At 61.9% G+C, this 19,609-nt stretch carries 14 protein-coding genes; 13 read left to right on the top strand and 1 reads right to left on the bottom strand.

All coding sequences use genetic code 11. The annotated features are described in order from the left end of the window. Positions 1 to 361: 361 nt before the first annotated feature. The 3 genes from NG895_RS01915 (at position 362) to NG895_RS01905 (ending at position 4,481) form a co-directional block, all read left to right on the top strand. On the top strand, positions 362 to 1,639 hold the full coding sequence (locus NG895_RS01915; protein ID WP_252850749.1) for a glutamate-cysteine ligase family protein: 1,278 nt from the start codon (positions 362 to 364) through the stop codon (positions 1,637 to 1,639). Between the two features lie 278 nt (positions 1,640 to 1,917). Continuing rightward, complete coding sequence (locus NG895_RS01910; protein WP_252850748.1) at positions 1,918 to 2,649, top strand: hypothetical protein; 732 nt, start codon at positions 1,918 to 1,920, stop codon at positions 2,647 to 2,649. A 77-nt stretch (positions 2,650 to 2,726) separates the two neighbouring features. Then, positions 2,727 to 4,481 carry a HEAT repeat domain-containing protein gene (locus NG895_RS01905; protein ID WP_252850747.1) on the top strand — a complete coding sequence of 585 codons (1,755 nt, stop codon included), beginning with the start codon at positions 2,727 to 2,729 and terminating at the stop codon, positions 4,479 to 4,481. 137 nt (positions 4,482 to 4,618) lie between these two features. Here NG895_RS01905 and NG895_RS01900 read toward each other — a convergent pair whose 3' ends face one another. Next, complete coding sequence (locus NG895_RS01900; RefSeq protein ID WP_252850746.1) at positions 4,619 to 6,310, bottom strand: amidohydrolase; 1,692 nt, start codon at positions 6,308 to 6,310, stop codon at positions 4,619 to 4,621. A gap of 317 nt (positions 6,311 to 6,627) precedes the next feature. Here NG895_RS01900 and NG895_RS01895 point away from each other — a divergent pair, with 317 nt between their 5' ends. From NG895_RS01895 to NG895_RS01850, 10 genes are all read left to right on the top strand, one after another. After that, the gene (locus NG895_RS01895; RefSeq protein WP_252850745.1) at positions 6,628 to 8,295 is read left to right on the top strand and encodes an alkaline phosphatase; all 1,668 of its coding nucleotides are present in this window, start codon (positions 6,628 to 6,630) and stop codon (positions 8,293 to 8,295) included. Positions 8,296 to 8,343: 48 nt separating this feature from the next. Beyond that, positions 8,344 to 9,168 (top strand): DUF1559 family PulG-like putative transporter, encoded by an 825-nt coding sequence (locus tag NG895_RS01890; protein WP_252850744.1) that lies wholly within the window; start codon positions 8,344 to 8,346, stop codon positions 9,166 to 9,168. 108 nt (positions 9,169 to 9,276) lie between these two features. Further along, on the top strand, positions 9,277 to 9,699 hold the full coding sequence (locus NG895_RS01885) for a Fur family transcriptional regulator (protein ID WP_252850743.1): 423 nt from the start codon (positions 9,277 to 9,279) through the stop codon (positions 9,697 to 9,699). A 74-nt stretch (positions 9,700 to 9,773) separates the two neighbouring features. Beyond that, positions 9,774 to 12,230 (top strand): catalase/peroxidase HPI, encoded by a 2,457-nt coding sequence (gene katG, locus NG895_RS01880; protein ID WP_279675823.1) that lies wholly within the window; start codon positions 9,774 to 9,776, stop codon positions 12,228 to 12,230. 335 nt (positions 12,231 to 12,565) lie between these two features. After that, the gene (locus NG895_RS01875; RefSeq protein ID WP_252850742.1) at positions 12,566 to 13,585 is read left to right on the top strand and encodes a DUF1559 domain-containing protein; all 1,020 of its coding nucleotides are present in this window, start codon (positions 12,566 to 12,568) and stop codon (positions 13,583 to 13,585) included. A gap of 3 nt (positions 13,586 to 13,588) precedes the next feature. Continuing rightward, entirely contained in the window at positions 13,589 to 14,395 is an 807-nt protein-coding gene (locus tag NG895_RS01870; protein WP_252850741.1) for an ABC transporter ATP-binding protein, read from the top strand. Next, positions 14,382 to 17,306, top strand: a complete 2,925-nt coding sequence (locus NG895_RS01865; protein ID WP_252850740.1) for an ABC transporter permease — start codon at positions 14,382 to 14,384, stop codon at positions 17,304 to 17,306. The genes NG895_RS01870 and NG895_RS01865 overlap by 14 nt, the downstream gene beginning before the upstream one ends. 90 nt (positions 17,307 to 17,396) lie before the next feature. Then, positions 17,397 to 18,128 carry a cupin domain-containing protein gene (locus NG895_RS01860; RefSeq protein ID WP_252850739.1) on the top strand — a complete coding sequence of 244 codons (732 nt, stop codon included), beginning with the start codon at positions 17,397 to 17,399 and terminating at the stop codon, positions 18,126 to 18,128. Continuing rightward, positions 18,125 to 19,099, top strand: a complete 975-nt coding sequence (locus tag NG895_RS01855; RefSeq protein WP_252850738.1) for a toprim domain-containing protein — start codon at positions 18,125 to 18,127, stop codon at positions 19,097 to 19,099. Before NG895_RS01860 ends, NG895_RS01855 begins: the two co-directional genes overlap by 4 nt. A gap of 15 nt (positions 19,100 to 19,114) precedes the next feature. Then, positions 19,115 to 19,609: a tetratricopeptide repeat protein gene (locus tag NG895_RS01850; protein WP_252850737.1), complete on the top strand. Its 495-nt coding sequence runs from the start codon at positions 19,115 to 19,117 to the stop codon at positions 19,607 to 19,609.

Raw genomic sequence — 19,609 nt, 5'->3', positions numbered from 1 at the left:
TTTAAGCGGACCTCCAAGTCGGTGAACGCCAGTTGATCGACGGCTTTGGCTGTTTCCGCCGAGGAAAAAGCAACTAACAATAGAATACCCCTCTGCAGATGGGTATGTCGGCTTGAGGCGACCGGTGGGCTGATCGCTGGAGGGACGGACTGCTTGCTGCCCGATCGCAGGGTTGCCGCCCTGGCGGGTGCGGGGTTGCCTAATGTGCCGGGAATGACGCCGGAAGCGTTCGGTAACCTGCGTTGCCCGGCATGGCATAGGGTTTGCTTTCCACTAGGTCGCAAGCGTTCGAAGCTGGGGGCGTGGCGTTCGACGCCCCCACCAACCAGCCAGTGGAACCGAGAATCGGATGAGGCCAACAATGAACCTTCGCACCAACTTTCGGCAACAGCAATGTAGTGATGCGCTGCGGCCCCGCGACATTGCTACGTCAGTGCGCGAAGGTCGCACTCCCGCCGGTGAACGCCGCATCGGGATGGAAGTGGAAACGTTCTGTCGGACCGCATCGGGACGCCGGGCGGAATATTCCGGCTCGAGCGATTCGATTCTCGAGGTGCTCCGACGATTGCAGCGCGAGCTCGATGCAGAACCGGTGTTCGAAGACGACGCGCTGGTAGGTCTGCAGTCGGACCAAGGCAACATCAGCTTGGAACCAGGCTGCCAGTTGGAGTGGTCGTCGCCTCCCTTGAAGTCGCTGGACGCGCTCGAGCAGAGCCTTCGCGAATGGAACACCACGCGCGACTCCGTGCTGGGGAACGTAGGACTGACGGCCGACGCCACCGCACTGGACGATTGCGAACGGGAGTGCGACAGTTGGCCTCCCAAAAAACGATACTACGCCATGAAGCGGCGGTATCGCAGCAAAGGGCCGCGGGCGTGGGTGCCCATGCAACACACGGCCTCGATCCATCTGTCGTACGACTACGAGTCGGACGTTGACTGGATGCGAAAATTTCGCGTGATTCTCTCTGCCATACCCGCCTCGGTGGCATTGTTCGCTAATAGCGCGGCACGGCGTTTTGGTCGCAACTGGCAATCGTGCCGACCTCTGTATTGGCACTGCATGGACGAGCACCGCACTCGCTTGCCACGGCAGGCGTTCGCCACGCGGTTCGGCATCGACGAGTATGCCGCTTGGGCGGCTGGCATCGAGCCGATGATCGAACGAGACAACTACGGCAAATCGACCAGCGAACTGGCCGAAGAGCGACTCGGCGAGATCTTCACTCCCGTGCGCAGCAAACAGTTGCTTGAAGTGCGTGTGAACGATCGCCTGGCGGACGACGACCTGCCGACGCTGGCTGCGTTTTGGACGGGACTGCTGTACGACGCCCAAAGCCTGTGCGAGGCCTATCACCGCGCCGACTGGTTTGCCGACCGTCTGCAGTGGGAGCGGGCGTTGCTCGAAGCATGTCAGCAGGGCGCCCGAACCGAGGGCGTGGTGCGGGAGCAGGCGTTGCAACTGCTGGAACTGTCGCTGGCCGGGTTGTCGCGGATGGCGAACTGCAGCCCCGCGGTGGTGGACGGACTAAGCGCTTGGGCCGAGCGGTTCGAGCGGAATACGGCACAACGGCCAATTCGTTCTTGCCCGCCGGGTAAGTCGTCACGCAGTGCGTTCTGTAGCTCCGTATCCAATTAATCGGAGTACGCGGTTAATCGGAGTACGCGGTCGCGGCCGCTACGAGCTTCGCAATTCTCCCGGGAAGTGGCATTCAAGTTGCTGGACAGCACCCGGAAACAGGTGGTAGTATAGTTGTCTCAGGGAAGATACGCATTCACCCCGTCGATCTGTGTGGGATTCGAGGGGGGGCTTCTCGGGGTCTCCCCACCTTTCGAGGTCTTGGTTTGCTGAGCAGAGACCCTCCCCACATTGACCCTCCTAAATTTAGTCCATTCATCACCGTTGCGAGGCATGCAATGAAATTGCCAAGCGTTATTTCTACTACTTTCGCCGCCCTGTTCGGCTTCCTGCTGATCCCGTGTTTGCCTACGCATGGCCAGACACAGACACAGCCGCCGCCCCAGGCCCCGCCGTACGCCGGATCGGAGCCCTCGCAATACACGCCCTACTATGGCGGAGGTGGTTGGGGTGGCAATGGTGGTGGTTACCACTCGTCGACGGCCGCGGGCGATGCAATGCAGGGCATGGCCTCGGCTATCTCGGCCCAGGGTTCGAAGAACCTGAACGACAGCTTGGCGGCCCGCAACATCGAAGCGGCCCGCAGCGCCAATATCGACAATCGTTCGAAGCACGTCGAGCAATATCGCTGGCGGGAAGACTCGGCCAAGGCGCGGCAGCAGCAGGAAATCGACGCGATGAAAGCGAAGAATGCGTCGTGGCTGGACAAGAAGAAGCTCAAGCCACTGACCACCGAACAATACAATCCTACGACCGGCACGGTCAATTGGCCCATGTTGTGTTCCGATTCGGCTTACGATCAATATCGGAACAAGATCAATGAGCTACTGGCCAAGCGGGCCCAGTATGGCGGCCTGAGCATGGATGAGTTCATGGATCTGGAAAAGCAGATCAAGGACTTCCGCGGGGCGATCACTGCCGACAGCAAGAAGTACCCCAAGGCGGCCGTTAGTCAGGCGTTGCGGTTCCTGCTGTCGATGCACCACGACTTGAACGAACAGTTTGGCTAAGTCGCATGGCACGCTCCGTTGAGGTACAGCGGCAGGCAAACAACTCATCCCATTCAGGCACGATGAAAGCTCGAACAATGGCATCTCTACGATATTCGCTCTCGACCATGTTTTGCGGGGCCGCGCTGGTGGCGTCGCTCCCCATGGCCCATGCCCAAACAACTCAATCGGCTCCGGCCATCGACAAGTCGGCCGCAGAGGTCGATCAACTGCTCACCGGCGACGTCGATCCCAAAGCAGCCGAGGCTCTGATTCAAAAGGCACTCGATGCACCGTCGCCGGCCGTCCGCTGGCGAGCCGCTCGGGCGGCAGGTCTGCGCGGCCTGAGTAGCCCGGCCGTGGTGGCCAAACTGCAGAAGGGCGTTGCCGATGACAATTGGATTGTGCAGTTGCATTCGATTGCGGCCCTGGAAGAGACGGGCGACAAGTCAGACGCCACGATCGACGCCCTGATGAAGGCCGTGGGCTCGCCGAACGAGCGCGTGGCTGGCGCCGCCATCAACGCTTTGCGTGAACTGAAGATCGAGCCTGCAAAGCTCGCCAAAGTGTTGAACCGTGAACTATCGGAAGAGAACAACGGCGCCGTGGCGATCCACGTGGTGGACGCCATCGTCGAGGCCGACGGTAAGGCCGTGCCGCTGTTGAAAGAAGCACTCAAGCAGCCGAACTCCGGCTACTGGGCCTGCGTGGCAATTGTCGATATCGGTGCCGACGCGGCTGGTGCCGTGCCCGAGTTAGCCGAGTACATCAAGTCGGCCGAGTATCCCGAATCGGTACCGCAGGCGCTGATGGCGGTAGCCGCCATTGGTCCCAAGGCCAAGGCAGCCGCCGGCGCCGTGGCCGGTGCTATGGAGAAGTGGTCGGACGACCAATCGGTGCAGCTCAGTGGCCTGTACGCCTTGGGTACCATTGGTGCCACCGACGTCCAAGACACGCTGGAGATGAGTGCCAAGAGCAGCGACCAGTTTGTGGCCATGGTGGCCGCTTGGGCGCTGGCCAAGACGAACTCGGGCGACGAAGCCCTGATGAAGTCCGCCATCGAAAAGTTGGTGGCGGGACTCGAGAGCGACAACGTCAACATGTCGCGCGCGGCCGCTCATGGGTTGGCCACGCTCGATATTCCCAAGGGCATGGCGGCTCCCTATCTGTTGAAGGCGGCAGCCGATCCCGAATCTCGCGAGCACATGGTAGCGGCCATGGCCACCTTGGGCGACGAGGTGTTGCCGCACGCCAAGAAGGCGCTGGCCAAACCCGAAACCCGCGACCTGGCGCTCGACGTGCTCGATCGGATGGGTGCAAAGGTCTCCGGTGCATCTGACGATTTGGTAGCGGCCATGGACGACGCTGACGCTTCGGCCAAGGTGAAGATCAACCAATTGCTGGCCCGCATCGGCCCCGATGCTTCGAAGGCCACGGACAAGTTGCTCGACCAGCTGAAGTCGGACGACGAAGGCGTGCGTCAAAGTGCGATGTATGCCCTGCGCGAAATCGGGAAGGACGCCTCGTCCGCCAAAGAGGCCTTGCTTGGTCACCTGAAGAAGTCGACGGACGACGAGAAGAAATCGCAGTTCGAGCGACTGGCCGCCGCCTGGACCCTGGCCCGCCTGTCGCCCGACGATCCTCAGGTGGTAGCCGTGGTGGTGCCGGTGATTAGCGAAGGCCTGCAGAGCAAGTCGGAAATCGAGCGCCTCGAGTCGATTACCGCCGTGGTGGATCTGGGCCCCGCCGGCTCGAAGCTGCACAAGCAGGTCGAGAAACTGGCGAAGACCGACCCCAACGCCGACGTGCGAAACCTGGCCATCCTGGTGGTGTCGAAGGATTCGGACAACTAGTCCCGATTCGTCACACAAGCAGTTTGCTAAACAAGATAAGCCAAGCCCGAGACTCCGGCGTTGAGCCGAGGTCTCGGGCTTGGAGTGCATCTGGGCTGCCTGATCGAGCAGGGAGCAACAACTTGTTGCGAGCGAGTTTACTCGCCCTTGCCGATATTGGCGGTGGGGTGCTGGTAGACCACCTTCCCATCGACAATGGTCACCAAGACCTTGGCGTCGCGGATTTCTTTGGGTTCGCACTTGGTAACGTCGGTCGATAGCACCACCACGTCGGCCAACTTGCCGGCGCGGAGCGAACCAAGATCGTCTTCGGCGAACATCGCGTAGGCTGAACCCATGGTGTAGCCTTGCAGGGCTTCTTCGGCCGAGATTTTCTGCTCGGGAATCCAGCCATCGGGCTGCTTGCCATCGATCGTGGCGCGAGTCACGCAGGCGTAAATGCCCTCGATCACCGAGGCAGGGGCCACCGACCAATCGCTGCCCAGGGCCAGCGTGGCGCCGGAGTCCAGTAGCGAGCGAAACGCGTAGGTGGTCTCCGAACGTTTGTGCCCCAGCAACCCTTCGGCCCACCGGCCGTCGTCAATCGCGTGGTACGGCTGCATGCTGGCGATCACGCCCAGTTGGGCAAACCTGGGCAGGTCGTCCGGGTGGATGTGCTGGGAGTGTTCGATGCGGAATCGGCGATCCCGTTCACCATTTTCCTTGGCCACACGCTCGAAGATGTCGAGCTGAACACGAATGGCCCGGTCGCCAATGGCGTGCACCATCACGTACAGCCCCGCCGCATCGGCCTGGGAGGTCCATTCGTACAGATCCTCGGGCGTGTTGACCATCAGGCCGGTGTCGTCCGGCGCGTCGGCGAACGGTTCGAGCATGGCTGCCGTGTGCGAGCCCAACGAACCATCGACAAAGCCCTTCAGCCCGCCGGCCACAAGCCACTCGTCGCCGCGACCGTTGCGCTCGATGTCGTCCAGCAGTTGCCGCCATTGCGAAAGTGGCGTGGCGGCATGCACGCGAATGCGCAGATTGCCCTTGGCGTGCACGTCACGCAGCACTCGTAGCTGTTCGAGGCTTCCCATGTGAGCGACGCAGGTAACGCCGTTGGCGAACATGTAGTCGGTGGCGGCGTCGATTGCCGACTCGAGTCGCGAGCGCGTCGGGGTCGGAATCGCGGGGCCGATCAGCGACATGGCATTGTCGCGCAACAGTCCCGTCATGCGGCCCGAGGCGTCGCGCTCGATGGATCCACCAGCCGGGGCTTCGACCGAATCGTCGATGCCCGCCGCGGCCAGGGCCGCCGAGTTGGCCAACGCCATGTGGCCATCGAGCCGATCGATCCACACCGGATTGTCGGGGGTCACTTCGTCGATCCAGTCGCGAGTGGGCAGTTCGCCGCCCCACACGGTGTGGTCCCACTCGCCACCGAGAATCCACTCGCCGGGTTGCAGCTTGCGAGCGAACCGGGCCAGGCGATCGACAAATTCCTCACGCGACCGGGCACCACGTAGCTGCACTCGGCTGAGCTGCAGTCCGCCATCGAGGAAGTGTACGTGCGCGTCGATGAATCCCGGCACCACCAGGCCGCCCTGGGCGTCGACCACTTGGGTGCCCTCGTTGGCAAGTTTCTCGATTTCGTCGCGCGAGCCCACGGCCAGGATGCGAGAGTCGTGCACGGCGACCGCTTCGGCCCAAGGCTGCTGAGCTTCGGCGGTCCACACCTTGCCACCGACAATGATAAGCGTCGCCGGCTGCTCGGCTAAGGTGCTGGAACCGAACAGGCTCACCAACATGGCGGCCAGAATTGCGTGGCGAAACTGAAATCTGAGCATGGGATTTTCGCAACCAGAGGAAATCGAAACGCCTGAGACCCTGGTCATGATAACGGCGACAATCGTATGGTTGGTACACCTCGATCCGTTTGTTCCTCTTCGAATCGCGCAAGGAGCGGGCCAGTGGGTGTCGACGGCGGGCTGAACACCGTAGTGACCGGATTCGGCTAGCCAACTCCACAATGCTGGGCCCCTAGTGATCGGCCCCCTGGACTGACCGCCCAATAGCGTGCACTGTAGACTTGAACTAGAGTAGAGTGTTGGCTGGCGCCCATCGTGTGCAGGGGCGCATGGTTTTTTCGGAGCGAAATACCACGATGATGCGTTGTTGTTTTCTGGCCTGGGGTGTGTTGGTTCTGCAGTTTGCCGCAGTGGTGCAGGCAGAAGACTGGATGCAGGAGGTGCAGAATCGCGCCTTGAAAACAGGTCATTCCGAGGCCGTGCACTGGGGACCCGACGCGTCGAAGTACAGCAGTTGGACCAACCACTCCAACCGGCTGATTCCCGTCTATACCTTCGGCACTGACGGGGAAGGGCAGGGGATCGACCTGGAGAGCTATACCGGCCGCGACAGCGTCTACCGCGATGCCCGTCGACTGGCCCGCCTGTACCATGGCAACATGGACGACTCGGTGAGCCCGGACGCGGAGTACCTGGATCAAACCAACATCTTCGATCTGCAACTGGCTGCACTGGAAGCGGGCAAGAAGCACATCTTTTTGGTAGTTTTCGATGGTATGGACTGGCAGACCACCCAGGCAGCGTCGATCGCCAAGCTGGGCCGCGTCGCCTATACCGAAGGACGTGGTGTCGGCATGCACTTCCAGGATTACGACGCCGATGGCACTTCGCAGTACGGCTGGATGGTTACCAGCCCCCAGCGCAGCAAAGCCCAGGTGGATGTAAATACCCAAACGGTCAAGCCGAGCGGGGGATTGTCGGGCGGTTATAGCCCACTGGTGGCGGGGCCCTACCCGTGGTCGGTGCCAACCGACCTGAAGTACCTGATTGCCGAATCGGATGGCGGCCTGGTGCGTCACGCCTACACCGACTCGGCCACTTCGGCCACCAGCATGACCTGCGGCGTCAAATCGTATAATGGGGCCATTGGCGTCGGTCCGACCGGGGAGCCGAGGCCATCGATTGCGCATCGCGCCCAGGCCGAAGGCTATCGCGTGGGGGCCGTGACGAGCGTGCCCATCAGCCACGCCACGCCGGCGGCCACGTACTCGACGAACGTCAGTCGCAGCGACTATCAAGATATCACCCGCGACTTGTTGGGCGTCGCTTCGATCAGTCGCTCGCAGCCGTTGCCGGGCCTCGACGTGCTCATCGGCTGCGGCCATGGTGTGGAAGTCGATAGCGACAGCGGCCAGGGAGAGAACTTTGTACCTGGCAATAAGTACCTGACCGACAAAGTCCTGAAGCAGATTGACGTCAAGCATGGCGGCAAGTACCTCACTTCGGTACGCACCTCGGGCACCGACGGCGCGGAGCAACTTGCCAAAGCCGCCCAGCAAGCTGCGAGGGAAAATCACCGCTTGTTCGGCTTTTACGGCATTGGCGGCAACCAAAGCAACGCCAGCGGAAACCTGCCATTTGCCTCGGCCGATGGCAACTACGACCCCGCACCGCATGTGGGGGGCGACAAGATTGCCTACAGCGAAGACGATCTGCGTGAGAATCCCACGCTGGCCGAAATGACTTCGGCGGCGCTGACCGTACTGTCGGCCGACGATAAGCCGTTCTGGTTAATGGTCGAGGCGGGCGACGTCGACTGGGCAAACCACTCCAACAACTTGGATGCCTCGGCCGGCGCAGTGCAAAGCGGCGACGCCGCGGTGAAGGTGATCACCGCCTGGGTGGAGAAGCACAGCAACTGGCACGAGAGCGTGATGATCGTCACCGCCGACCACGGCCACTACATGTTCATCGAACATCCCGAGCTGCTGGCCCCGCCGCAAGACGCTTCGGTGAAGCGATAGTTGGCGATCGTGCCGGCCTTGCTCCTCTATAAGCAGGGGATCCAGTCCATGGAACCGGCAGCGACTGAAGCGACGGACAGCACACGCGGGCAGAACGTGGCCCCGCGGACACGGCGGTGGTCTAGATGGATTTGGCCCGTCTTGCTGTTGGCACTGCTGGTGCTGCTGTTTCGAGGATACGAGCAAGCAAACCGGGAGGCTCGCAAAAACAGCTGCAAGAACTATCTCAGATCGGTCGGTCTGAGCTTGCAGAGTTACCAGGATTGGCACGGCTCTCTGCCGCCGGCGCATCTCGTCGATTCAACAGGCACGCCCACGCACAGTTGGCGAACGATCATCTCGCCGTCTATCTTCTACGACCTCGAGACCGACTACTTCGCTCAGCTCGACCTGTCCAAGCCGTGGGACGATCCGGTCAACACCGCGGTACTCGATCGCTACGTGGGCACCATTCAGTGTCCCGAACGAGAAGAGCGGCAGTCGAAGTTAACGCCCTACGTGGCGGTAGTAGGGGAGGGCACGCCGTGGCCCACGCCGATGACTGGCGACAAGTTGCCGGTGCCCCTTACGGATGAACAGCGCGCAGCCAATCGCAATGCGACCAGAGCCATCGACCACCCGGCGAAGATTCTGGTGGTCGAGTGGCCCGAGAGCGACATCCAGTGGACCGAGCCCAGGGACTTGTCGGTGGAGGAGTTTCTCAAGTGGTTCGAGACCCAGCGCGGCGAGCCGACGATCCATCCCGGCGACTCGATCCTGTACCTGGGCGACGATTTCGAAGCGCACGAACTGCCGCTCGAGACCAGCGTCGCCGAGGTGCGGGCGTTGTTGATGGCGGATGGAGAGGACATCGCTCGACCGAGAGAGGACTGACCGTTGCGCCGTTCGGCCTTCCGTAGCTGACGCTATCAAAGCCGCAAAATGCAAAATTGGCTCCGAGCCAATTCTTGACATAGTCCAGAATTCAGGTAGGGTTAGGGCGTGTCAACGAATCCCGCCAATTTGCTGCGCGAACGTGGTCTGCAGGTGACGGCCCAACGACTGGCTGTGCTGCGGGCCGTGTCCGCGCGTCCTCACTCGACGGCCGATGCCGTGGCGGAGGGCGTGCGGGCGGAGATTGGCACCATCTCGCGTCAGGCGGTGTACGACGCCCTGGGCATCTTGTCCGAGAAGGGCATCATCCGCCGCATCCAACCTGCCGGCTCGCCGGCGCTGTACGAGGATCGCGTCGACGACAACCACCACCACGTGATCTGTCGCAACTGTGGCAAGACGGTGGATGTCGATTGCGCGGTGGGCGAGACCCCCTGCCTCACTGCGGCCGACGACTCGGGGTACCTGATCGACGAGGCGGAAGTCATCTACTGGGGCACCTGTCCCGAGTGCCGAGCGAAACAGCAGTAGGCGGAAGAGTAGACACGCAGCAAGCAAAAACAGGTTACGCACCCACCCTCTTAACCAGGCACAGGAGAATCCACATGCCAGCACCCCCAACAGCATACGAAAGAACTCGTTACCGGTGGCTTGCCGCCCTGGCGATTGGTTCGCTGCTGGTTAGCAGTGGCCGACTCATGGCAGACGAGACGAACGAAAACGAAGGTAAACAGCAGGCCGCCAGTACACTCCAAGCGCCGGCGGTAAGTAGGTGCCCGATCACCGGGGCCATGCAGATGTTCTCCGCCATGGGCGACGCGCACCAGCATGTGAGCACGGCCGACGCGGCTGAGAACACCGAGATCTACAACGAGATGGCCGGCCAGCCGATGGGTGTGCAGGATTGGTGGCCCAATCAGTTGAATCTTTCGATCCTGCATCAGAACTCGGCCAAGAGCAATCCGCTCGGCAAGGACTTTAACTACGCAGAAGAGTTCGAGAGCCTCGACCTGGCGGCGGTGAAGAAGGACCTGGAAGAGTTGATGACCAATTCGCAGGATTGGTGGCCCGCCGACTACGGTCATTATGGAGGACTATTCATTCGCATGGCCTGGCACAGCGCTGGCACGTACCGCGTGTCCGACGGTCGTGGCGGCGCCTCGGATGGCACGCAGCGATTCGCTCCGCTGAATAGCTGGCCCGACAACGCGAACCTCGACAAGGCTCGCCGGTTGCTGTGGCCCATCAAGCAGAAGTACGGCAATAGGATTTCGTGGGCCGACCTGATGGTGCTCACAGGCAACGTGGCGCTGGAGTCGATGGGCTTCGAGACGTTTGGCTTTGCTGGCGGTCGCGAAGACGTGTGGGAACCTCAGATGGACGTCTACTGGGGCCCCGAAAACGAATGGCTCGGTGGTAAACGTTATCACGGCGGTAGCGACCTGGAGAATCCCCTGGCCGCTACGCAGATGGGGTTGATCTACGTGAATCCCGAAGGCCCCAAGGGCAAGCCCGATCCCAAGGCAGCGGCCCAGGCGATTCGCGAAACGTTCGGCCGCATGGCAATGAACGACGAAGAGACCGTGGCCCTGATCGCCGGTGGTCACACCTTCGGTAAGGCTCACGGTGCAGCCAGCCCCGCCGAGTACGTGGGTCCCGAGCCCGAAGCGGCCGGCCTCGAGGAGCAAGGCCTCGGTTGGAAGAACTCGTTGGGCAGTGGCAACGCGGGCGATACCATCACCAGTGGTCTGGAAGGAGCTTGGACGACCACGCCGAATCAATGGTCGCACAACTACTTCGAGAACTTGTTTGGATACGAATGGGAGCTGACAAAGAGTCCCGCTGGCGCCAACCAGTGGACTCCTACCAGTCCCGAGGCCAAGGGCACGGTACCCGATGCGCACGACGATTCGAAGTCGCACGCACCGATGATGTTTACCACCGACCTGGCCCTGAAGGTCGACCCGGCCTACGCCAAGATCTCGCGGCGGTTCCACGAGAATCCCGAAGAGTTCGAGAAGGCGTTCGCCAAAGCGTGGTACAAGCTGACGCACCGCGACATGGGACCCTACGCCCGCCTGCTGGGCTCCGAGGTTCCTGAGCCGCAGTTGTGGCAAGACCCGGTGCCCGAAGCGGATTACAAGATGGTCGACGCCAAGGACATCGCCGATCTGAAGGGGCAGATTCTCGACTCCGGTTTGAGCGTGTCCGAGTTGGTGACCACTGCTTGGGCTTCGGCCTCCACGTTCCGCGGTTCCGATATGCGAGGGGGCGCCAACGGTGCTCGCATTCGCCTGGCTCCGCAGAAGGATTGGCAGGTCAACCAGCCAGAGCAACTCGCCAAGGTGCTGGGCACCCTGGAGAAGATCCAAAAGGACTTCAACAGCTCGGCCACCGGCGACAAGCAAGTTTCGCTGGCCGACCTGATCGTGCTGGGCGGTTGCGCCGGCGTGGAGCAGGCCGCCAAGAAGGCGGGACACGATGTGACCGTGCCGTTTAAGCCGGGCCGAACCGACGCCACGCAGGAGATGACCGACGTGGAAGCATTCGCCCCGCTGGAGCCCACTGCCGACGGCTTCCGCAACTACGTGGCCAGTGGGCACAGCCGGCGGCCCGAAGAGTTGCTGGTAGACAAGGCGCAGCTGTTGGAGCTGACCGCTCCCGAGATGACCGTACTGGTGGGTGGCATGCGAGTGCTGGGCGCCAACTACGAAGGCTCGAAGCACGGTGTCTTGACCGACGAGCCCGAAACGCTCACCAACGATTTCTTTGTCAACTTGCTCGACATGCGTAGCGAGTGGCAGAAGGGTCAGACCGATGAGGAGTTTCAGGCTGTGGACCGTGAGTCGGGCGACGTGAAATGGACCGGCAGCCGGGTCGACCTGGTGTTCGGCTCCAACTCGCAACTTCGCGCCATCTCGGAGGTATACGCCGCGGACGGTGGGGAAGAGCGGTTTGTCGAAGACTTTATCGCGGCTTGGGACAAGGTGATGAACCTCGATCGCTTCGACCTGGAGCGGGCCAAGCGCGAAGCTTCGCACGGCGTAGCGCTGCGACAGTAAGCCACGCAGCCAGCGGAAAAATCTGACGTTTGCACTAGCCCCGAGCCCTGTTGCTCGGGGCTAGTTTTTTATGCGCACTGTCTATCGGCCTGCAACGGAATACGGCCAGCCGATGACGCCTTGACCGACAGTGGTGTCTGTTGGGTAAACAGCGTTTCGGGTGGCCCGGCGATGGCGACGATGGTGCGCGGTGCGTGATGTTCGCGCTTTCTTCGGCACTTCTCGATGGCAGCAGGCGCGAGGGTGGGCTTGGCACGGAACTTGCCAAAGTGCCAGCGTCCATCCTGCCCCATGGCAGGTCTCGCCTGCCCTGCTAACCATCTTGCCTTGTAGCTATGAACATCCTCTATCGATCGATTGGCCCCCCCCGGCGGCGGCGAACCGGTTTCACGTTGGTAGAACTGTTGGTGGTGATCGCCATCATCGGAATCCTGGTCGCTTTGCTGTTGCCCGCGGTGCAGGCGGCTCGCGAGTCGGCTCGCCGCAGCCAGTGCATGAACAACCTGAAGCAACTGGGGCTGGCGCTGCAGAACTATGAATCGGCGCGCCAGATGCTTCCGTCGCTGGAGAACCGTTACACGCCCACAGCCATACTGCTGCCGTACTGCGAACAATCGCAGCTCGCCGATCAGTTCGACTTCACCGAGTCGGCAGCGACCGACGCACCCGAGTCGATTCAGGCGGCAGCCACCGTGGTGCCGATGTTTCTCTGCCCCAGTGACAGCGAACCGGTGCTGCATACGGTCGAAGACTTTGGGACGCCCCGCCAATGGGCGGGGTGCAACTATGGCATCAATGGCTCAAGCGGCGTTGGCACTTCGCAGAACTGCGATCCGTTTGCCAACAAAACCGATGGGTTGTGTTACAAGGATTCGAAGTTGCGGTTCGCCCGCGTGACCGATGGGCTGAGCAACACACTGGCCTTTACCGAGAGCCTGCGAGGGCCATGCGACGAGGTACCCAGCGACACCACGCCCGATGTTCAGCGTTATGTCGCCTCGTTGGGGCTCGACGTGGCTTCGCTTGTTCCCACGGCGGACCAGGCCGAGCAAAGCGGCGCCGCTTCGGCGATCTCGGCCGCCAGCAGCTGGAACTCGCAGCGCCTGTGCAACTGGTTCAAGATGGACAGAATACCCGGCACCATCATGATCGGAAGGTTCCCGCCCAATAGCCCCATCCCCGACCTCGGGGCCCGTCGTATCCGAATTCAGGCGGCCCGCAGCAACCATCCCGGTGGTGTCAACGCATGCTTTGCCGATGGTAGTGTGCGTTTCTTCAACGACGATACCAACTACCTGGTTTGGCAATCGTACTGGACGCGGGCCGGTGGTGAGCTGATTAGCGAAGCAGAGTAAGCCATGGATACCAACATGAAGAACGGCGCCACCCTGCAGTCCCCACCGCTCGAAGTGGTGGGGCTGACCAAGCGGTTCCGACAAGGCAACAAGCAAGTCACGGCGCTCGATCACGTAAGCCTGCGAGTGGCGGAAGGGGAGTTCGTCGCCGTGATGGGTGCCAGCGGCTCCGGCAAGAGTACGCTGTTGCACCTGGCGGCCGGACTTACCGATGCCACCGAAGGGGTGGTCCGCGTCGCAGGGCAGGATCTGGCCTCGATGAGCGACAAGCAGCTTACGCACTTTCGCCGGCGTCGGATCGGGTTGGTGTTTCAGTCGCTCAACCTGGTGCCGGCGCTCACGGCCGAAGAGAACGTGCTGCTACCGCTGTACGCCGCATCGGACCGCAGTCACCGCGTGCAACTCGCCGGCGAGTTGCTCGAGCAACTTGGATTAGGCGATCGCCGCACGCATCGCCCTGGTGCCCTGAGCGGTGGCGAGCAACAACGGGTTGCCATCGCCAGGGCGCTGGTTACCGAGCCCGCTATCGTGCTGGCCGACGAACCGACTGGCAGCCTCGATTCGACCAATGGGCAATTGATCTGTCAGCTGATGAGGCGGCTGAACGATGAGCAACGCCGTACGATTGTGGTCGTCACGCACGAACCGACCGTTGCCATCTGGGCCGATCGCATTGTGGTGCTGAAGGATGGCCAGCTGCAGTCGCAATTCGAATCGTCCAGCTTCGACGGTCCGCAGGAACTGGCCGCGCATTATCACGGGCTAACTTCGACCCTCGAGCAGCCGGAGCTGGTTCATGGAGGGCAATAGGCTCGTACTAAAGCTTGTGCTCGCTCAAATGCGAGTGCATCCGGCTCGGGTGATTCTGACCAGCCTGGCGGTGGTGGCGGCCGCGGCCGCCGTGGCGTGGGTGGTGAGTGGTTACGATGCGCTGGTTTCGCAGTTCGACGAGAACGCCACCAAGTACTTGGGGCGCTACGACCTGTTGGTCGTGCCAGCGGGTGGTCGACCAGGCGCGACACCCAAGATGGGCGAGCAGGTGATCTCCGCGTTGCGGGACGATGCCGGCGTGCTGGAAGTGAACCCTATCGCACAATCGCGCGCCAGCGTGACGGCCGCCGTTACCGACCAGGCCGCGGACGAAAGCTCGGTGGGGCTGTTGATCGGCGCGAAGCCACCCGTCAATGGAGCACCACCCATCGGGCCCATGCTGGTAGCGACCAATGCCACCGAAGGGGCGTACGAGATGGTCGATGGGGAGTGGCTTTCCGGTGACTCGCCCACGCAGCCCGAGGCGGTGCTCAGTCGCGGCGCGGCCAATAGTTTGAAGGTGGGCGTTGGCGATGAGATCAATGTAACGACCGTCGCCAATCAGGTTCGGATGCAGGTGGTGGGCATTGTTGAACAAGCACCTCAGGCCCCCGGCGGTCGACGACGTGGCCGTGGTGGCCGTGCCAACCGTGGCAATAACGCGAGTCGCAATGGTGCGGCCACCGCAGAAGCAAAGACGGGCCGCAGCGGTTCAGGTGGCAGTGCCGGAAGCGGCATGTCGATTCCCACCGGCATGTCGTCGATGCTGGCTACGAACGCCGTGTACGTCCGCTTCGATACGGCCGACATCGTCAACGGCTACGATTCATCGCCTGCACTGTTGCAGATCGCACTACGCGACGGATTCGACGTGCCCGCTTTTCACCAGGCATGGGATGAACGTTTGGCGGAGATGCGGCCGCCGCTGCAAGCGGTTGACTTTGATTCGGTTCGCGAAGGTCTGGCCGAAAGCGGTTCGGTTTCGCAGAAGCTCACGCAAGCCTACTCGGCCACGGGACTGGCGACCCTGGCGGCCGTATTCATCATCTTTAGCACGTTGAGCATGGGGGTTAGTGAGCGTAGCCGCGAGTTCGCGATGTTGCGGGCCATTGCTCTATCGCGCGGGCAGATAGCCATGATTATCGCTTTCGAAAGCCTTGCCCTGGCCCTCGTCGGTTGGATTGGGGGGCTGCTGGCCGGGTGGGTGATTCTGAGCATCGCCGCGGCCAGCAAACCAGATTTGTTCGCCAACGGAGCGACACTCGGTTGGACCTGCGTCTGGCTGACTGGCGTGAGTGTGATGGTCGGCGCATTGGGCGCTGCCGTCGTACCTGCCTGGCAGGCGATGCGGATCCGCCCGCTCGACGCGATCTCGCCCAACTCCGATGATTTACCCCGGCGGTGGCCCTGGCTCTGCCTGGTCGTGGGATTGATGCTCATTCTGATTGCCCCCGTGTCGGTGTTCTTCGTCTCGATGGAGGATGCCACCCGCATCAAGTTGTGGGCGATCGTCTGCTATCCGAGTCTCCTCATCGGCATGGCCATGGTTACCCCGGCGGCGATCATCGCCAGCGAACGCGTTCTCGGTCCGCTACTCGCATGGGTGCTGCGTCTCGATCCGCTGCTGTTGCGCGGTCACCTTTCGAGCAACCTGTGGCGGACGCTCGGCGCGACGCTCGCTTTGGCATCGGGTTTGGCGCTTTACGTCTCGGCGCAAACCTGGGGTTACTCGATGCTCGAGCCATTCCTGCCCGGCAAATGGATGCCCGATGCCATTGTGGGATTCCAGCCAATTGGACTCGACAGCGAGCAAACCGCCGAAGTGTCGCAGATTGCCGGTGTCGCTCCCGGTGTGTTGCCGCTGGCCTTGGAGCAGGCGAAGGTCGTGTGGCCCGAGGGACAAGCTCCGCGTGGCATGGGCAAAGACAACGCCGTGGTGATTGGGCTCGATGCCGCGCAGGCCATTGGCGGCGAGACGCCAATGTTGCAGATGCGATTCGTGGAGGGCACGGCCGCCGAAGCGGCCCGAATGATCGCCGCGGGCAATGGTTGCCTGGTGTCGGAAGATTACGAGATGGCGACCGGCAAAGGCCTCGGCGACACGTTGCAGTTTACGCCCCCCGCCACGCCAGAAAAGAACGTGGAGTACGAGATTGTCGGCGTTGTGTCGCTGCCCGGTTGGCAGTGGTTTACCAAGTTTTCTGGCGTCCGGCGACACTTCGTACGTACCGGCGGTATCGTGCTGGCCGAATACGATCGCGTTCATCGCGACTTTGGCCTCGGCGATCGCACCGAGTTCTTTTGGCTGAATTTTGATGGTACCCAGTCGATTGCCGAAATCGAAGAGTCGATGCAGACGCTTGCCGAACAAAGCGCCGGCGAGACATTCTCCGCGGCCGGTGTGGGCCAAGTGACCGCCTACCGTCCGTTCGCTCGATTGACCGCCACCGAGAACGTGCACCGCAGCATCGCGAAGCGGGCCGACGGCGTAATCTGGGGCATGAGTCAACTGCCGCTGGTGACACTGGCCATTACGTCGCTGGCCGTGGTGAATACGATCATCGCGTCGGTCCGGGCCCGCAGGTGGGAGATGGCCATCTTGCGGGCCATTGGCACCACACGCGGCGAACTGGTTCGCATGGTGCTGGCCGAAGCCATGCTGATTGGGCTGGTGACCTGTCTGGTGAGTTTGGCCTTCGGTCTGATTGCTGGCTGGTGCGGGGTTGGTATGAGTCGTTACTCGGGAGCGTTCTTCGGCGGACCGCCGACGTTCATCATCCCCTGGAGCCACTTGGCTTGGGGGTTCGCGGCCGCGCTGGGCCTGTGCCTGGTGGCTGCCCTGTGGCCCGCGTTCCGCATAGGTCGAGCCCAGCCTCTCACGCTGCTGCAGGCCGGTCGCAACGCCATGTAATACTCGATAGGTCGCTCTGCATTCCTGCGGCTCTCAAGCTAGCGTCGCCTCGCGAGCGAGGTACAATGACGCTGGATTCGGGAGCCCTACATGACGACGATCTATCGCGACGAAACTTTCAGCAAACACACGCTCACGGCGGGCCTGTTGCAGCAGCTAGTGCATGCTGGTCAGCCGTTTCAGGTTGGCGCTTGGAACAATTCCGAGCTCAAGCTGCCCGACAACGCGACGCACTTTGGATACGTGCAAACCGGTAGTTCGGAATTGGTCGGCGGGTCGGGAATCTTCGACCTCCGCGCTGGCATGTACTTCTCCCAGCCCGGCTCGGGCAAGATCGGTGGTTCAGGCAGCGGGTTGGTGATCACCCAGCTTGGTTACCGAGGGCTCTTTCAATTGGGCGGTCCAGTGGAGCGAGTGGGCCGACTGCAGTACATCGATGGTTGCAGCGACACGCTGCTTGTCTCGCCAGTGGTGCGAGGGCAGGCGTGCCTGAACCTGCTGGTCATTCCTCCCGGTACCGCACAGACCGCGCACACGCATCCGTCTTTCCGCGCAGGACTCATCTGCCGAGGTAGCGGCCATTGTCAGTTGCAAGGCGAGCGGGTGCCGCTCGAGGCGGGCGACGTGTTCGTCATCGAGCCCGAGGGGCTGCACAGCTTCCATACCACCGAGCAGTCGCTGTCGGTCATTGCGTTTCACCCCGATAGCGACTTTGGTCCTCATCGCGACGACCACCCGATGGTCAATCGCACCATTGTCGACGGGGTGTCGGCTGCCAAGCTATCGCCCGCCGAACGCCGCATCTGCGAGCAGGCCCCATGAAGTGCCCGGAGTGTGGCCATAACCAGAAACACAAGTACGGCATGACCTGCTCGTGCGGCTATCAATTCGCGCTCGACCCAAAACGCGACCAAATTAGCGACGCCCGCTTTCTGGCCCTGGTGGCCAACGCCAGTAGCAACGACACCTATTATTTTACGAAGAACCAGCTGGCAACGGCCTACTGCCGGCGGGAGCTCAAGGGTTGCGGCTCGGGGGCCGGTTTGGCAGTGTTTATGGCGATCGGCGGTGTCATGGTGGCGATGGCGCTATTTGCAGCGCAGGCAGGTGGTGGCATGGGCTGGGGCATCCTGCTGGCTTTGGGACTGCTGGTTATTCTTGGCAGCGGTTGGCGGCTACTGTTCCACCGGCCCAACCGCAAAGTTATGGAAGCCGCCATCCGTAAGTGGCACGCGGCAGGTAGGAGGGTGCCCCGCCTGCTGCTGAAGCCAAGCTTGCACCAGCCACCCCCGGAGTGGGAAGAGCCAGATATCTACGACTACGGTGTCGAATCGATTTTGATTGTCGAACGCGACATCTTGGTCGATCTGTTCGTCAAAAATGGCTTCCATGCCAGCCAGCGGTGTCTGGTCGTATCGGAGACGGGCTACCCCAGCTACATTGCGGGGCGCGTCGAAACGTTGCTTCGCGAGCAGCCCGACCTGCCGGTTTATCTGCTGCACGATGCCACTCGTCATGGAGGGAAGATGATCGAGCGCGTCGAACGACAACTTCAGTTGCCGCCCCGCGATCGTCCGTTTATCGACCTCGGACTGTTCCCTGTGGATGTGCAGCGAATCCGACGGCTGCGACCACTGTTGCCGGCCAAGGACGACTATGCCATTCCGCTCGACTATATTGGGTACGGGATGCTGCTGAGCGGGTTGTCTCAGGCGTTTGAGGAGCAAGTGGCGCTAGCCGCCGTGCTCGATACACAGCAAGCCGGAGGCTACGAGTCCGTGAGCTTTGGCTGAACGAAAGGGTGGGACATGAATTGGAAGAATTCGAAACGACTAGTGGCGATCGTCGCAGTGGTGTTAGGCTGCACGAGTTGTGGCAACGGCGCCGGCACGGCCGAGCGAGACGAGTTTCTTGCCGGCCGCCAGTTGGTGGTCGACGGAAAGTACAAAGAGGCAACCGGCCCGCTCGAAGCCTTTGTGACGGCGCATCCCAACAGCAAGTTTTGCAGCCGCGCCGGGTTGTTTCTGGGCAAGGCGTACTTGGCGCAAGACGACATGCCACAGGCGAAGAAGTGGTTTCAATGGACCGTCGACAACCACCCCACGACACTCGAGGGGCATAAGTGTCGTTACAAGCTCGCCATGTGTGCGGTGCTGGAAGAGGACTACGGCGAAGCCGGCGAGAGGTTTGCAGCGTTGGCCGAAAAGCCGGACGGTCCGTTGGCCGCGGAAGCGACCGCCTGGCAGCGGTGGCTGAAAAAACAGGCCGCTGCGCCGCCCCAAGCCGATGCCGGAGACGAGTAG

It is taken from the genome of Aeoliella straminimaris, assembly GCF_024054565.1.
In the GTDB taxonomy this organism is placed as follows: domain Bacteria; phylum Planctomycetota; class Planctomycetia; order Pirellulales; family Lacipirellulaceae; genus Aeoliella; species Aeoliella straminimaris.
This window is presented reverse-complemented; position numbering and strand designations above follow the sequence as displayed.

Excerpts from the sequence above, each read along its gene's own strand:
- NG895_RS01895 (WP_252850745.1), top strand. The coding sequence starts at position 6,628 with ATGATGCGTTGTTGTTTTCTGGCCTGGGGTGTGTTGGTTCTGCAGTTT.
- katG (WP_279675823.1), top strand. The coding sequence starts at position 9,774 with ATGCCAGCACCCCCAACAGCATACGAAAGAACTCGTTACCGGTGGCTT.
- NG895_RS01910 (WP_252850748.1), top strand. The coding sequence starts at position 1,918 with ATGAAATTGCCAAGCGTTATTTCTACTACTTTCGCCGCCCTGTTCGGC.
- NG895_RS01890 (WP_252850744.1), top strand. The coding sequence starts at position 8,344 with ATGGAACCGGCAGCGACTGAAGCGACGGACAGCACACGCGGGCAGAAC.
- NG895_RS01855 (WP_252850738.1), top strand. The coding sequence starts at position 18,125 with ATGAAGTGCCCGGAGTGTGGCCATAACCAGAAACACAAGTACGGCATG.
- NG895_RS01875 (WP_252850742.1), top strand. The coding sequence starts at position 12,566 with ATGAACATCCTCTATCGATCGATTGGCCCCCCCCGGCGGCGGCGAACC.
- NG895_RS01865 (WP_252850740.1), top strand. The coding sequence starts at position 14,382 with ATGGAGGGCAATAGGCTCGTACTAAAGCTTGTGCTCGCTCAAATGCGA.
- NG895_RS01860 (WP_252850739.1), top strand. The coding sequence starts at position 17,397 with ATGACGACGATCTATCGCGACGAAACTTTCAGCAAACACACGCTCACG.
- NG895_RS01850 (WP_252850737.1), top strand. The coding sequence starts at position 19,115 with ATGAATTGGAAGAATTCGAAACGACTAGTGGCGATCGTCGCAGTGGTG.
- NG895_RS01870 (WP_252850741.1), top strand. The coding sequence starts at position 13,589 with ATGGATACCAACATGAAGAACGGCGCCACCCTGCAGTCCCCACCGCTC.
- NG895_RS01915 (WP_252850749.1), top strand. The coding sequence starts at position 362 with ATGAACCTTCGCACCAACTTTCGGCAACAGCAATGTAGTGATGCGCTG.
- NG895_RS01900 (WP_252850746.1), bottom strand. The coding sequence starts at position 6,310 with ATGCTCAGATTTCAGTTTCGCCACGCAATTCTGGCCGCCATGTTGGTG.
- NG895_RS01905 (WP_252850747.1), top strand. The coding sequence starts at position 2,727 with ATGGCATCTCTACGATATTCGCTCTCGACCATGTTTTGCGGGGCCGCG.